16 protein-coding genes are annotated in these 13,003 nt (G+C 55.8%); 5 read left to right on the forward strand and 11 right to left on the reverse strand.

Annotated features, from left to right (window positions below; genetic code table 11):
* Positions 1-365: 365 nt before the first annotated feature.
* The 7 genes from VNX88_09695 to fabZ form a co-directional block, all read right to left on the reverse strand.
* Positions 366-1,253 carry a LysR family transcriptional regulator gene (locus VNX88_09695; GenBank protein HWY68927.1) on the reverse strand — a complete coding sequence of 296 codons (888 nt, stop codon included), beginning with the start codon at positions 1,251-1,253 and terminating at the stop codon, positions 366-368.
* 298 nt (positions 1,254-1,551) lie between these two features.
* Complete coding sequence (locus VNX88_09700) at positions 1,552-2,286, reverse strand: OmpA family protein (GenBank protein ID HWY68928.1); 735 nt, start codon at positions 2,284-2,286, stop codon at positions 1,552-1,554.
* 94 nt (positions 2,287-2,380) lie between these two features.
* The gene (locus VNX88_09705) at positions 2,381-2,668 is read right to left on the reverse strand and encodes a hypothetical protein (GenBank protein ID HWY68929.1); all 288 of its coding nucleotides are present in this window, start codon (positions 2,666-2,668) and stop codon (positions 2,381-2,383) included.
* 264 nt (positions 2,669-2,932) lie between these two features.
* Positions 2,933-3,175: a YtxH domain-containing protein gene (locus VNX88_09710; GenBank protein ID HWY68930.1), complete on the reverse strand. Its 243-nt coding sequence runs from the start codon at positions 3,173-3,175 to the stop codon at positions 2,933-2,935.
* Between the two features lie 143 nt (positions 3,176-3,318).
* On the reverse strand, positions 3,319-3,747 hold the full coding sequence (locus VNX88_09715; GenBank protein HWY68931.1) for a DUF971 domain-containing protein: 429 nt from the start codon (positions 3,745-3,747) through the stop codon (positions 3,319-3,321).
* A 106-nt stretch (positions 3,748-3,853) separates the two neighbouring features.
* On the reverse strand, positions 3,854-4,636 hold the full coding sequence (gene lpxA, locus VNX88_09720; protein HWY68932.1) for an acyl-ACP--UDP-N-acetylglucosamine O-acyltransferase: 783 nt from the start codon (positions 4,634-4,636) through the stop codon (positions 3,854-3,856).
* The gene (gene fabZ, locus VNX88_09725) at positions 4,633-5,136 is read right to left on the reverse strand and encodes a 3-hydroxyacyl-ACP dehydratase FabZ (protein HWY68933.1); all 504 of its coding nucleotides are present in this window, start codon (positions 5,134-5,136) and stop codon (positions 4,633-4,635) included. The genes lpxA and fabZ overlap by 4 nt, the downstream gene beginning before the upstream one ends.
* Before the next feature lie 74 nt (positions 5,137-5,210).
* Between fabZ and VNX88_09730 the strand changes: the two genes are divergently transcribed.
* Both VNX88_09730 and tatA read left to right on the forward strand, forming a co-directional pair.
* Complete coding sequence (locus VNX88_09730) at positions 5,211-6,341, forward strand: M20 family metallopeptidase (protein HWY68934.1); 1,131 nt, start codon at positions 5,211-5,213, stop codon at positions 6,339-6,341.
* Between the two features lie 78 nt (positions 6,342-6,419).
* Positions 6,420-6,593 carry a twin-arginine translocase TatA/TatE family subunit gene (gene tatA / locus VNX88_09735; protein ID HWY68935.1) on the forward strand — a complete coding sequence of 58 codons (174 nt, stop codon included), beginning with the start codon at positions 6,420-6,422 and terminating at the stop codon, positions 6,591-6,593.
* Positions 6,594-6,645: 52 nt separating this feature from the next.
* On the opposite strand, the gene VNX88_09740 is transcribed toward tatA, so the two are convergent.
* Positions 6,646-7,431 (reverse strand): Maf family protein, encoded by a 786-nt coding sequence (locus tag VNX88_09740; GenBank protein HWY68936.1) that lies wholly within the window; start codon positions 7,429-7,431, stop codon positions 6,646-6,648.
* A gap of 430 nt (positions 7,432-7,861) precedes the next feature.
* Here VNX88_09740 and VNX88_09745 point away from each other — a divergent pair, with 430 nt between their 5' ends.
* From VNX88_09745 to VNX88_09755, 3 genes are all read left to right on the forward strand, one after another.
* Complete coding sequence (locus VNX88_09745) at positions 7,862-8,548, forward strand: AraC family transcriptional regulator (GenBank protein ID HWY68937.1); 687 nt, start codon at positions 7,862-7,864, stop codon at positions 8,546-8,548.
* An 89-nt stretch (positions 8,549-8,637) separates the two neighbouring features.
* Positions 8,638-9,351 (forward strand): UMP kinase, encoded by a 714-nt coding sequence (gene pyrH, locus VNX88_09750; GenBank protein ID HWY68938.1) that lies wholly within the window; start codon positions 8,638-8,640, stop codon positions 9,349-9,351.
* A 115-nt stretch (positions 9,352-9,466) separates the two neighbouring features.
* Positions 9,467-10,063, forward strand: a complete 597-nt coding sequence (locus VNX88_09755; GenBank protein HWY68939.1) for a putative glycolipid-binding domain-containing protein — start codon at positions 9,467-9,469, stop codon at positions 10,061-10,063.
* A gap of 314 nt (positions 10,064-10,377) precedes the next feature.
* Here the strand turns inward: VNX88_09755 and VNX88_09760 are convergent, their stop codons facing one another.
* From VNX88_09760 to VNX88_09770, 3 genes are all read right to left on the reverse strand, one after another.
* Complete coding sequence (locus VNX88_09760) at positions 10,378-10,836, reverse strand: hypothetical protein (protein ID HWY68940.1); 459 nt, start codon at positions 10,834-10,836, stop codon at positions 10,378-10,380.
* Positions 10,837-10,838: 2 nt separating this feature from the next.
* Positions 10,839-11,756: a hypothetical protein gene (locus VNX88_09765; GenBank protein ID HWY68941.1), complete on the reverse strand. Its 918-nt coding sequence runs from the start codon at positions 11,754-11,756 to the stop codon at positions 10,839-10,841.
* A 443-nt stretch (positions 11,757-12,199) separates the two neighbouring features.
* Positions 12,200-12,544 (reverse strand): YciI family protein, encoded by a 345-nt coding sequence (locus VNX88_09770; GenBank protein HWY68942.1) that lies wholly within the window; start codon positions 12,542-12,544, stop codon positions 12,200-12,202.
* Positions 12,545-13,003: the final 459 nt, after the last annotated feature.

Genomic DNA, 13,003 nt, shown 5'->3' on the forward strand with positions numbered 1-13,003 from the left:
TGCCGTTTGAAGTTTCGGATTGATCAGGCTTTAGCCGCTGCGGTTGTGTTTCTCGATGGAGTTAGCTATTTAGGTTTCGGGCAACCGATTTAAGATTTTCGGTCACGAAGCGGAGTCCACCGCAGCGGCTAAAGCCGGATCCATCATGGATTTTGTCCCGGCACGGCTAAAGCCGATGCCCCTCCCTAAATTGCTAGATTCCTAATTTGGACAAGCCTGCAGCATGCTGCGTCTCACGCTTGTTCTTAAACCTGTCATCCTGAGCCCTCTTTTGGGCGAAGGACCTCTCGAGATGTGTCAGCTTCGAAGTCCTGTCCCGGCATTTTGGCCAAAGATCTTCGTGTAGCCGTGGAATTGTTAAGCTCTTAACTGGCCTTGGCCAGCGCGTCTTTTCTCAAGTGCCCAAGCAGTGCCGTTTGTGCCCTGGTCGGATAGCGATATTTCAGGCGCACGACACCAATTCGCCGTTGACTATGCTTGTCCCCGATCTTCACGAACCGGCAACCAGGCATATCACTGACCGCCATTTGCGGCACCACCGAGACTCCCATTCCCGCTGACACCATCGCGAGAATCGTTGCGAACTGCCCACTCTCAAAGACCACTTTGGGATTGATCCGCGACTGGCGGCACGCCTGCAGAGCATTCTCGCGAAAGCAATGACCTTCCTTCAGCAAGAGAAATGGTTCTTCGCGTAAGTCATCGAGCCTGAGTGAGCGACGCCTCGCCAATGGATGCTCCTTCGGCAACACCGCAAACAGCGATTCCTGCATTAGCTCGCTTACGATCAGTTCACCGCCTGACACCGGCAGCGCCAAGAGCGCCAAGTCGATGGTTCCTTCATGCAATCGCTCGAGCAGCGTTGGTGTGATCTCTTCTACTATGCTCACCGACACGCTGGGATGCTGGCGTCCGAAGCTGCTCAACATGGGGGGCAGCAGATAAGGAGCGACCGTGGGAATCGCTCCCAGCACTACTTCTCCGCTCTCAACGCTGGCCATCTCGCGAATCTCGACGCGCGCTTCGCCGATCTGCCGCAAGATCGCCTGGGCTTTGGGAAGAAACGCCTTCCCAAATTGGGTTAAGCGCGCGGAGCGCGGCAGGCGGTCAAAGAGTTTTGCTCCCAGCTCATCTTCGAGTTTATGGATCTGCTGCGAGAGCGACGGCTGTGCTACCCGCGCGGCCTCAGCGGCACGAGTAAAGTTACCGGATTCGGCGACAGCGCAAAAATAGCGGAGCTGATGAACTTCCATAAATTTGCAATCTGCATCGCGGAAGCACGGCGAACACGAAGGCAAGGCGTGAGGTCACCAAGCGGAGGGAATCCGAAGGAAAATTCGGACCGTTGAGCGATTTTGAAATTCGTGACCTCTTCAGTTGCCTTCGTGACCTTCGTGTTCGCCTTTCAGGCCGTTGCCAGCGATGTGTTTTGCCTATAACAAACATTGTAACGATAGATTAGACCTATGGCCAGCAAAGGACGGCACGCGTTAGGGGCAAAAAGAACGGAGCTGCTCGCGCAGCCCCGTGTAGTCGGAAGGGCAATGTTGTTTAGGGAAGCACGAAATGTCCGCGGCGGTTCGAATGCCAGCACTCTTCGTTCGAGTCCGTGCAGAACGGCTGCTCTTTACCCACGCTGTTGGTCGTGATGCGATTGCCGGAGACGCCCTGCTTCACCAGCGCCTGCTTTACGGCCTCAGCGCGGCTCGCGCCTAAAGCCAGGTTGTACTCTTCCGATCCGCGCTCATCGCAATGGCCCACAACCTGGAACGCCACCTCCGGATGTTCCTGAAGGAAGTTGGTATTTGATGCAATCAGTTGTGAGGTTTCGTTATCGATTTCGTAGGAATCGTAAGCGAAGAACGCATCTTTGACATTGCGTTCGAAAAGCTCACGCAAGCTAGGTTGCACGGTCACTGCTACCGGAGGAGGCGGTACGCTGACGGTGAGCCGCGCAGTGGCATCGGAAGTTCCACCGGGACCCTTGGCAACGAGGCGATACGTGGTCGAGTCCGCTGGATTGACGCTAATCGAACCGTTCAAATCCAGCGATCCAAGCGACTCGATCGTGACGTCGGTGGCATCCTTGGATTCCCACGTAAGCTTTGCCGACTCTCCCTTTTTGATCTCCTGCGGAGACACGCTGAGAGTAACCGTTGGCTGCGGCGGCGGTGGCGGAGGCGGCTCAACCTTTGCCGCCACGGGCTTCTTGGCGCAGCCGGCGATGAGAAGCATTGCCGCTGCGAGAGTGAGAACAAATGTAAATAATGGTGCGCGAGACTTCATAAACTTCTCCTTTTTGTGGATCACACAGATCCATTCAGTCGCTTTGTTGGCGCGGAATAACAGCCTAAAGGAGCAACAATTCAGAGATGCTGGATCAGCAGCGTAGGCTACAACTTAAATGCAGCGAACCCGGTAACTCCAAAGTGGTACTTCCCACTCTCGAAGTCGTTCGAAGCTCCTGCACGACGAAGAGCAGCCCGACGAAAAAGGCGCTTGCGCCGATTAGCGCATTGAAGAGCGCCGCCGCACGTTGCGCGCGAAGCGCACTCATCGGTCCATGCACCACGATGTAGGGAACATGCACGACCGGCGTCATCAACAGCGCAAGGATTGTGAGACTCGCGACGATCAGGAGCCCAACAACGATTAGCCGCGAGTTCATGGAGAGAGTATCCCCGGGGTGCCAGCCGAAAATCAATCCAGAGTTTCTGAATTAGGTAACAGGAGTCGTAGGACGTTGGGTGAAGACACTAAGGGCTCGCTAGGCTAAGGTAACCGACAGCACACCGCGATGTGCACATGTCACGGCCAATCGCAAGACCCGAGTCACTGCATCTTGAGTTCCGAAATAGGAGATTCTGGCGAAGTGTCTGAATAAAAAAAGGCGGCCGAAGCCGCCCTTTTTTATTTCGTGAACTGTTGAAGCCTACACGCCACCTTCAGTTCCAGTCGCTTGCTGCGCGCGTCCAACCACATTTTGTGTCTGGTTGCGAACTGCGCTGATGCCTGAGCGCACGCGCTCCTTGCCCTGATCTACCAATTCGCGAGCGCTATCCTGCAGATCGCTCGCGCGCTCCGCCAAATTGTTCCGCGTTTCTTCGCCGCTCAGGGGCGCAAATAGCACACCCAGGCCAACACCAATTCCAAGTCCAATGAGAAAACCTTTCATGCAGTCCTCCAGCTAAAATTGTACGGGGAGTCTCGTTCTAGTCCGGCCGCTACCTTACAGATGCCGCTTGAGTGCTAGAGTTTGCCGCACCACGATTGCAGCAGCTCTCGGTGAATGCCGGGTGCGATTGCTGGCAGCTGAGTTTAGCCTTTGCACTCCGGACACGGGCACTCGCGGCGCAGGAATTCCCAGGAGTAAATGCCGCTGCTGTGGCCGTCGTTCCAGTGAAAGTTGATTGCGTATTTGCCTACGGGAGCGACTTCTAACGGGCGCACAGGCTCCTTATACATGGGCAGAGCGCCTGGTTTGGGTTTCGGCGGCTCCCCGATTCTACGTCCGGAGCCCCCGCGCTCTTCGTTGCAGGTAGCGCATGGGCAGGCGTCGCGCAGCCAGGAAAACGAATAGTGGCTCTTGTGTGAGTCTTTCCACTCGATGTCCATGCCCTTACCGGTGCTTTTTTCCACCTTGACGGACCTTGGATCCGTGGCCGCAACGGGCAGAACGCGCGCTTCTTCAGCCTGAACGCGCCGCACTTCCTCGGCTGGACCGGTCTTAAAGGGCTCGTGAGACATACAGAAAGTATGACATTAGGCGTGCGGAAGCGCCTTGAACTGTGCTCCCAATGCCCTGATTTCGCGCCAAAAGTGCCTTAAAACTGCGCTTTTTATGCGCGAACCGTCACTTCAGGATCCCTCTTTCCGATCCCTCAACGAACTTAACGAGCCGCGCGACGTCGTCACTTAAGTCGCTCTCAGCCTTGAGTTTGGCCAGCGAATCCCCGACATTCATCTTCGAATTGAGCAGCACGCGATAAGCGCGATGGATTTTGCGCAACCGTTCCTTGCTGAATCCTTTGCGCTGAAGACCGACGGAATTCATCCCAAAGGCGTGTACTTCGCGCTTTGCGCTGGTTAACGAGAACGGAAGAACGTCCTGAGTGATGGTAGTGCCGCCGCCAATGTACGAATAAGCGCCGATGCGAACGAACTGATGTACCGGACATAGCGCCCCAACTACCGCATATTCTTCAACCGTTACATGTCCTGCGAGCGTGGCAGCGTTCGCCATGATCACGTTATCGGCGATCACGCAATCATGCGCGATGTGCGTGTACGCCATAATCAGGCAATTACTTCCAACGCGCGTAACGCCGCCGCCACTAGGAGTGCCGCGGTGAATAGTCACGCTCTCGCGAATTACGTTGTTATCGCCGATCTCGAGGCGGGTCTTTTCGCCCTTGAACTTCAGATCCTGAGGTTCTAATCCCAGCGTTGTGAAGGGGAAGACGCGGTTGTTGCTGCCGATTTTTGTTGGTCCGCCCAGCACTACATGCGGGAGAAGTTCGCACTTCTCGCCCATTACAACGTCTTCGCCGACGATGCAAAATGGGCCGATGATGCAGCTATCCGGAACCTCTGCGCGCGGATCGACGATCGCTGTGGGATGAATGCGTGAGCTCACGCCGGGCGGCTCACCAGCTGGCATGTCACGATAGCTTCGCAGGCAAGTTTGCCGTCTACCCAAACGTTGCCTTGCATCCTCACGGCTGTTGCGCGCCATGCCAGAACATCGACTTCGACGCGGAGCTGATCACCCGGCGTGACCGGCTTGCGGAACTTGGCGCGTTCAATGCCGGTGAACACCATGAGTTTCTGGTCGCGATCGGGAATCTCCGTCAGCAACAGCGCCCCACCCGCCTGGGCGATCGCTTCAACAATGAGGACCCCCGGCATGATCGGATAGCCCGGGAAGTGTCCGGCAAAGTGCGGTTCATTTGCCGTGACGTTTTTGATGGCGACGATGCGCTTCTTGCGCTCGATTTCGATCACGCGGTCAATGAGCAGGAATGGATAGCGATGCGGCAAGATCGCCTGGATCTCGGTTATATCCAGCGTCTTCTTTTCCATCGCCGACTGCTCGGGTTCCATCGTCGTCACGCTTGCTTGATCTTCTGCGCTCATGTCTGAAGCACGAAATTATAGTTTCTCGTGCGCACCATTGGCGAATTAAGAGCCGATGTGTAAGCTCAGGGACCATGATTACGGTGGCGGAGGCTCGCAGCCGCGAGCAACAACTCCTGCAAGATCTGAAAGCTCTGGTCGAGATCGAATCTCCCAGCAGCAGCAAGTCGGCCGTCGATCATCTTGCTGATTTCCTCGCCGCCAGGCTGGAACATCTCGGTGGGCATGCCCAAATTCATCGTGTGAGCGATTTCGGTAATCACGTACAAGCCGACTTTGCCGGCATATCGGAAACTAAGCCCATACTTCTCTTAGGCCACACCGACACGGTTTGGGATCTGGGAACTCTCAACCAGATGCCCTTCCGCTTGGCCGACGGTCGAGTATGGGGGCCCGGCGTGCTCGACATGAAGGGTGGCATTGCCATCGCCATGCACGCACTTGGGATGCTGCGCGAACACAACATTCCTCATCCTCCGGTCCGCACGCTGTTTGTCTCTGATGAGGAGGTAGGGAGCCATTCTTCGCGATCGATCACCGAGCGTCTCGCATTGGAATCACAAGCAGTTCTCGTTTTGGAACCGGGACAAGGCCTCGACGGAGCAGTGAAGACCGCACGCAAAGGCGTTGGAGTCTACGAACTTAAGGTCACAGGCGTGGCGGCCCATGCGGGCGTAGAGCCGGGACAAGGTGCGAGTGCGATTCATGAGCTCGCACATCAAATCGAGACTCTAACGTCGTTTATTGATTTCGACCGTGGCCTTACAGTCAACGCAGGTCTAATCAAAGGCGGAACGCGGAGCAACGTCGTGGCAGCGGAAGCCTGGGCTGAGGTCGATGTGCGTGTGAAAACAATGGCCGACGCCAAGCTGATCGACGAGAAAATGCACTCACTCCGTCCTCAGGATTCGCGATGCAAGGTGGAGGTAAGCGGCGGCATCAACCGTCCACCGATGGAGCGGAGCGAGAGGGGCGTGATGCTGTATCGCAGGGCAGCACGCGTGGGTGAGTCCTTGGGATTGAAGATCGACGAGCAATCCACCGGCGGCGGATCCGACGGGAATTTCACAGCCGCGCTCGGAGTTCCTACTCTTGACGGCCTCGGAGCTGTCGGCGAGGGTGCCCATGCCGTGCACGAGTCCATTCTGGTAGAGCACATCGCGCCGAGGGTAGCCCTGCTGGCGGGTTTGATTGCTTCGCTCTAGGCGCGGGCGATGCTTTTTGACGTGGGTTGATTAACGTCCTATCATCAACAGATAGGGCATCCTATTGGGGGTTTGTTTATGTTTGGCGGAAAACTAGGAATACCCGAGCTTCTGCTTCTGCTCGGCATTGCACTTCTGATCTTCGGACCGGGCAAGCTGGCCGATTTCGGCAAAGGTCTTGGCGAAGGCATCAAGAATTTCAAGAGCGCGGTGAAAGACGGTGAGCAAGGGACCGACGAGAAAAAGCAGTAACTGCTCCCGGATTGTCTCTCCCCTTTTTTGCTTCCACCTTCCTCGGACCAGATCACGACGCCCTTTGATCCTCTAGCACTTGCGGAGCATTCTCTCGCAGCATTCGATAGACCAGCGGAACCGGCAAACCTACAACATTGAAATAGCAACCTTCGATGCGCGGAATCCAGCGTGAAGCAACGCCTTGAATCGCGTAGGCGCCTGCTTTGTCCATGGGTTCGCCAGTGGCAACGTAGTCTTCAATTTCCTGATCGCTGATCTGCTCCATCTGAACCACTGTGGTTTCCGATGCATCCCTGGATTGCCAGTCACCGTTGTTATCTTTCCACGTCAGACAAACGCCAGTGATCACGTAGTGGCTCCGGCCGCGGAGCGTTCGCAGCATTTGCGCAGCATCGCGTGCATCTCGAGGCTTGCCTAACGGACTTCCGCTGATCAAGTCGAGGACCACTTCAGTATCCGCTGCAAGAATCACGGCATCAGAATCGACACGACCTGCGACGGCTTCGGCCTTCTCCCGCGCAAGTCTGCGCACACAGGCCTCTGGAGTTTCTCCGGCCCGATGGTGTTCGGGAACATTTGCTGGATGCACCGAAAAAGGAATGCCCGCGTTTCTCAGAAGTTCCTGGCGCCGAGGTGAGGCTGAGGCAAGAATGAGCATCCGTTTGTTAGTTATCCCGAAACGGCATACGGCGGAACAATGAATTTTCCGGCTCAGGGAAAAACGCAGGGAATTTTTCCCGAGGAAAAAATTCTTTTTCGGCAGACCCGCACGAATACAGCAGAATACGAAAGCACCAGGGAAATCGCAGGGAAGTAGCAGGGAATTCGCGTTCATGCTGGCTCAGGCAGAGAGGTGTCGTTCTTCGCTGGCTTAAGAGCCGCCTGTCGGTCGATTGCCAAACTCCCATACCCTTCCTCTTTGCTACGACGCAATGGGCGACAGTGTCAATCGTTTTGTTCTTCATTCGGGCAGATAACAACAAACCTTGCCTGCAGCCGCTCTAGCCTCGCCGGGAGAACTGGAAGATAGGGACAGGACGCTGTGGCTTAATGCGAGCCAGTGATACATTTTTTGTATCGCCAGTGGTCCAAGCTGAATCGCTAGCAGCGAAAGCAAGATCATGCCTGAATTTTCCATTGACTCTCTGCTGCAGACTCAGACTGTTTCGGTCCGGGACGTGTACTGCCAGGGCACCTGCCGGCACCAAAGCGCAGAAGAGTGGGCCACATCTACGCATCTGGTGTTCCCGTACCGCGGCGTCTATGTGCGGCATCTGGGGCATGACCAGGCCGTTGCCGAGGCCAATCAAGTGCTGTTTTTCAATGTTGCCGAGAGCTATCGGGTCAGCCACCCCGTTGCTGGCGGCGATGCCAGCCTGACGCTGGTAATCAGCGAGCCGCTGCTACACGAAATCGCGCCACGGACTCTTCTATACGACGGCGCAGCATTGGGGTTTCGGCACCAGGGTCTGCGGATTGACGCGCGGACACAAGCGCTTGTGGCCATGCTGCGGCACAGCCTGCGCCAGAAGATCGCGGAGCCCTTGGAAGCCGAGAGCCTTGCCTTGACCTTGGTGCAACGGGCGCTAGGGCCGCGCACGACCCACGCGGCAGCCGCCACCGTTGGACGCCGGCGACTGGTAGACCGGGCCAAGCTGGTGTTAACGAGCGATCTAGCCCGGCGCTGGAGCTTGGCCGAAATCGCCGCCGAGGTGCACTGCTCCCCGGTCTATCTCACGCAGGTCTTCCAGCAAGTGGAAGGTATGCCCTTGTATCGCTACCAGCTGCGGTTACGCCTTGCGCGAGCGCTGGATCTACTCGCGCAGTATGACGACCTCACCAGCCTAAGCCTGGAGCTCGGCTTCTCCAGCCACAGCCATTTCAGCGCCGCTTTTCGCGAGGCTTACGGCCGCTCACCCTCAGAGTTCAGGCAGTCTGCCCTGCATCGTTAAGAGCCTTGCTTATTCATAGGCTTGTCTATTTAAGTCAGCCCCAGGCCTGATCTCTCCGGCATCTCTCGCCGTTCTATACTGAAATCACAATGGCGACTGTTTTTAAACGCGTTCTTTTGAAGCTGTCTGGAGAGGCCTTGGCCGCCGGCCAGGGATTCGGGGTCGATGTCACGCGTGTGCACGAAATTGCCGCGGAAATTGCTGATGTTCATTCCCTCCGCGTTCAACTAGCCATTGTGGTAGGGGGCGGCAACTTTTTTCGCGGAGTCGCCGAGCAGGCCCGCGATATGGACCGCGTCTCAGCCGATCACATGGGCATGCTGGCGACCATGATCAACGCCCTTGCCCTACAGGACGCGTTGGAGAAGCAAAATATCCACACCCGCGTGATGTCTGCGATTGAAATGAACCAGGTTGCTGAACCGTTCATCCGTCGACGGGCGATACGCCATCTGGAGAAAGATCGCGTTGTAATCTTCGGAGCAGGAACGGGAAATCCGTATTTCTCGACCGATACCGCCGCCTCGCTGCGCGCGATGGAGGTCAAAGCAGACGTGATTCTCAAGGCGACCAAGGTTGATGGCATATATGACGCCGATCCATTCCTGGTAAAGGATGCAACGATGTTCCAGCAGATCACGTACATGGAGATAATCAAACGCGGCCTGAAGGTGATGGATACGACGGCGATTAGCCTGTGCAAAGACAACAATCTCCCGATGATCATCTTCAACTTGAATAAGCACGGAAACATCCGTCGCGTGATCACAGGCGAAAAGGTGGGATCGCTAGTCTGCGCGTGAAGCCCATGCTGTCGAGAACAACGGACGCCGAAAGTATTTTTCTTCGCCACTGTAAGTAGCTGACCTGCATCGGCCGGGTATACCCCAGGGTATTTCTGGGCATTGCGGAAAATAAATGCTGGCCTCAAGTCGCTTCCCTTCCTCACCTCCGGTTACGTTGTTGTGGAAAATGCTGCAGGGTCCGGGCTTGGAGCGCTTCGAGCTACTCCAGGATGCTGAGCGATGGGTTCTCCGCGGCACGATCCTCCATCTTCACGACAACCGGCCGCTGGAAGTCCGATATTCGATCGAGTGCGATTCGGGATGGCACACAGTGAATGCCGGGATCGCAGTTCGCGATAGTAATCGCGAGCGCAGCCTGGCCATCGAGACTGACGGTGGCCGCTGGATCGCGAACGGAGATCCTCAGCGGCAGGTGGATGGCTGCATTGACATCGATTTAGGATGGAGTCCCTCCACGAATACTCTTCCGATTCGCAGGCTCAATCTTAAGAATGGAACCACCAGCGGTCCCTTGATCGCTGCCTGGGTCAAATTTCCCGAATTAGTATTGGAGCCCCTGCCGCAGGGCTATCAGCGAGTGGCTGAGCGTGCTTATCGTTACAGCAGTCGTGGAGGAACATTCGCCGCCAATCTCACGGTCGATGAGCATGGGCTCGTAGAAGAATATGAAGGCTTCTGGAAGCGGGTGATTCTAGCTGACTCGCATTAGTGGAGACGCAGTCTGCTGCAGGGCTGTCCAAATTAGTCTTAAGGGAAGGGCACCGGCTTCAGCCGTGCCGTTTGAAGTCTCGGATTGATCAGGCTTTAGCCGCTAGGGTTTCTGTTTCTCGATTTAGCTACTAGGTTTCGGGCAACCGATCTAAGGTTTTCGGTCACGAAGCGGAATCCACCGCAGCGGCTAAAGCCGGATCGATCATGGATTCCGTCTCGGCACGGCTGAAGCCGATGCCCCTCCCTAAATCGCTAGATTCCTAATTTGGACAAGCCTGCAGCCTGCTGCGTCTCTATAACACAAGCCAAATCTCACGCCCGGGCTGCCCCAGCTCTGGTAAGTCCAAAGGCTGCACGAATACTGGTTCGGCTTAGATATGCAATCATCCACGCGAGCAGCCCAAAACGCAGGAGCCCCAGGACGACCAGGGTGATCGGAAGGTAGCGAAACATGTGGGAAAACAATCCGACGTCGAGAACGAACGAGAACAGCGCGAATCCATAGCTGACGAACCAGGCCCATCGTTGCAGTTTCTGCAACGCGATGCCTATCCAGCAGCAGAGCACCGCCATAACGAGAAAGTACGCAGTCACGACTCCCGGTACATCAAGCAGCAACGCCGGGCCCAAAGAGGCGGATGGCGTAGCTTCCTCAATAAAGGAGATGAGCAAGGCACGAGCGAAGAGCCATCCGAATAGGGAGATGGTATAGGCGCCGAAGCCGAGGAAGTACAGAGTCGCAATTACGTTCACGCCAACCGGTCGTTTCACGATTAGGGCTGTGCCTCCTCGACAGAAATAATCTTAGGGTCTCTGCGAAATTTCTTGTAATCGCTGAACTGAGCCTCCACTTCGAGCCGCATCGTTTTCACCAGGGCGATCCGCGCGTCGAAGCTGATGTGCGCGTGTTGCGGGAGCCAGGCTTCGTTGTTCACGAAGGTTTGCTCGAGTTCGATATGGGAACCCGGATGCAAGCGCAACAGAAATCCTCCCCAGGTGATAGTGTCGATCACCTCCGCTTCGAGCCTGAGCCATTGGAAATCCTCTTTGCCGATCCACAGCTTCGGACGCAACTTCGGCAATACTCGCGCCGCATTCAACTTTGGCCGAAAAGCTTGGCGAGGCTCTCCGAGTAGCACGTATGCAGATCGCCCGTTTAGTGTCTCTTCGCCGAGAATGCGGAAATCGTACGCCTCCGGGACTTCCAAAAGAAATGAATGTTCTTCGTGATGGCGCTTTTCGAAATCGGCCAAGCGCTTGTCACGATCGCCAGGCGACTCCTGCCGGCGCTTGTCCATCGTGTCGTTGAGCTTTTTCTCAACCTTGCGAGCCTCAGAATCGGACAGCGGCTGATCGTTGCGCTTGATCAGGTGAGCGTAGGGCTGGCCATAAAGGAAGATGATCTCTTCGGTTTCAGATTTCGCGGACTTGACGCTGCCGTTGGAGTTCAACTCACGCTGCTCGATGCGCTGCACAAAGGTGTAGTTTGTTTCCTTTTTCCAATTGTTGAGGTCGTGTTCCATGGCACGACGAACGATCTCTTTTGGGGAAGGAACAGAAACCGAAGCCTGAAGAGCTTGCTTATTCTGGTCCTGCGACAGGGCGACGCCGACTAGTACCAGAGTGAGAGTGGTGATTATGGACGCGGGCGGGTTCAGCTTTGCGTTCGAAGGTTCCCGAATAGTTAGCAAGAGAGAGCTCAGTCGAGGCTTACTGAATCATACCTTTTGGCGAAGTGCCGACGCGAAGATTACCGATCCTGGCTTGAACTTGCGCGTTAGAATCACATTCGAATTCCCGCATTCGCAAGGCAAGCTTCGATGGCGGCCGGGCCACGAACTCCGAGTTACCTTCGGCTCCTCCTAATTTTCTTAGCGACGCCAAAGGCGAGACGCCGACCATCACGCCCAGGAGCGGCATCTTCTCCGTCGAGTGGCCTGCGACGGAGAGCGTGTCAAATCACTTGCTGTTCAGCAGCTCCGGCGAGTTGTTCCGGACGTTACCGATCACACCAGCTTCAATCCGTGGATGCAAGTGCGGCTATTTGTTGGCGGTCTGATTTGGCAGCTCTGCTCGGCGCTTTATCTTGTGCTGGATCTGCTCTTCGGACAGGATGGGTGCGAAGTCTTCCATCTCAAAGACCTGGCGGATTTCGACTTTCGTAGTCGCCGGCGCTGCAGTTGGGGCCACGCTTGACCCACTCGATGGCCTCTTCGAGGGACTTGACCTGCAAGATCGAGAAGCCAGCGACGAGCTCCTTGGCCTCGGTGAAGGGGCCGTCGACGACGGTACGAGACTTGCCAGAGAATTTGACGCGTGCGCCTTTGGAGCTGGGATGGAGGCCATCGAGGGCGAGCAGGACGCCAGCCTTGATGAGTTCTTCGTTGTACTTGCCCATCTCGGCCATGAGCTGTGGATCGGGGAGGGCGCCTTCTTTTTCTGACTCTGCGGTTGCTTTGACGATGACCATGAATCGCATTGCGAAATCTCCTTTGGGTTGAGCGATGGTTGGGTGGCTTGTTTTCGAGTTTAGCTATTTGTTGGCTAACCGGTGAACTCACATTGAGAGCGCAGTTGGATCGCTGTTGGTCGCTTTCGTACTGGCTCTCTGCTGATACGTCGAACCGGGTGTAGCCCGAATCGACATGAGAACGGAATTTAATTTATTTTTTCGGGGAGACGCAAGGATGGTCTAAATTACGGATTTTATTGAGGCAGGTTGAGCATGTGGTTTAGTTCTTCGCGGTTGGGGCCGTGGCCTGAACTGTCCGAACTCTTCGGCCAACTTCTGCATGAGGTAGCCACTCTGTCGCATCCCGATTGGTTGAGGCATCACTAGACATCCGTCATAACCCCCCAAAAAAGCTGCTTTATCAAAGTTAGTTTATTAGCGTTCGAGAAGCACCGGTAACCGCAGCCACCAGAGCCACGATTAAAA

The sequence above is a fragment of the Terriglobales bacterium genome (assembly GCA_035567895.1).
Lineage (GTDB): Bacteria > Acidobacteriota > Terriglobia > Terriglobales > Acidobacteriaceae > Gp1-AA112.

Coding starts and splice junctions, on each gene's coding strand:
- VNX88_09695 (HWY68927.1), bottom strand. CDS start 1,253: ATGGAAGTTCATCAGCTCCGCTATTTTTGCGCTGTCGCCGAATCCGGT.
- VNX88_09700 (HWY68928.1), bottom strand. CDS start 2,286: ATGAAGTCTCGCGCACCATTATTTACATTTGTTCTCACTCTCGCAGCG.
- VNX88_09705 (HWY68929.1), bottom strand. CDS start 2,668: ATGAACTCGCGGCTAATCGTTGTTGGGCTCCTGATCGTCGCGAGTCTC.
- VNX88_09710 (HWY68930.1), bottom strand. CDS start 3,175: ATGAAAGGTTTTCTCATTGGACTTGGAATTGGTGTTGGCCTGGGTGTG.
- VNX88_09715 (HWY68931.1), bottom strand. CDS start 3,747: ATGTCTCACGAGCCCTTTAAGACCGGTCCAGCCGAGGAAGTGCGGCGC.
- fabZ (HWY68933.1), bottom strand. CDS start 5,136: ATGAGCGCAGAAGATCAAGCAAGCGTGACGACGATGGAACCCGAGCAG.
- VNX88_09730 (HWY68934.1), top strand. CDS start 5,211: ATGATTACGGTGGCGGAGGCTCGCAGCCGCGAGCAACAACTCCTGCAA.
- tatA (HWY68935.1), top strand. CDS start 6,420: ATGTTTGGCGGAAAACTAGGAATACCCGAGCTTCTGCTTCTGCTCGGC.
- VNX88_09740 (HWY68936.1), bottom strand. CDS start 7,431: ATGAACGCGAATTCCCTGCTACTTCCCTGCGATTTCCCTGGTGCTTTC.
- pyrH (HWY68938.1), top strand. CDS start 8,638: ATGGCGACTGTTTTTAAACGCGTTCTTTTGAAGCTGTCTGGAGAGGCC.
- VNX88_09755 (HWY68939.1), top strand. CDS start 9,467: ATGCTGGCCTCAAGTCGCTTCCCTTCCTCACCTCCGGTTACGTTGTTG.
- VNX88_09770 (HWY68942.1), bottom strand. CDS start 12,544: ATGCGATTCATGGTCATCGTCAAAGCAACCGCAGAGTCAGAAAAAGAA.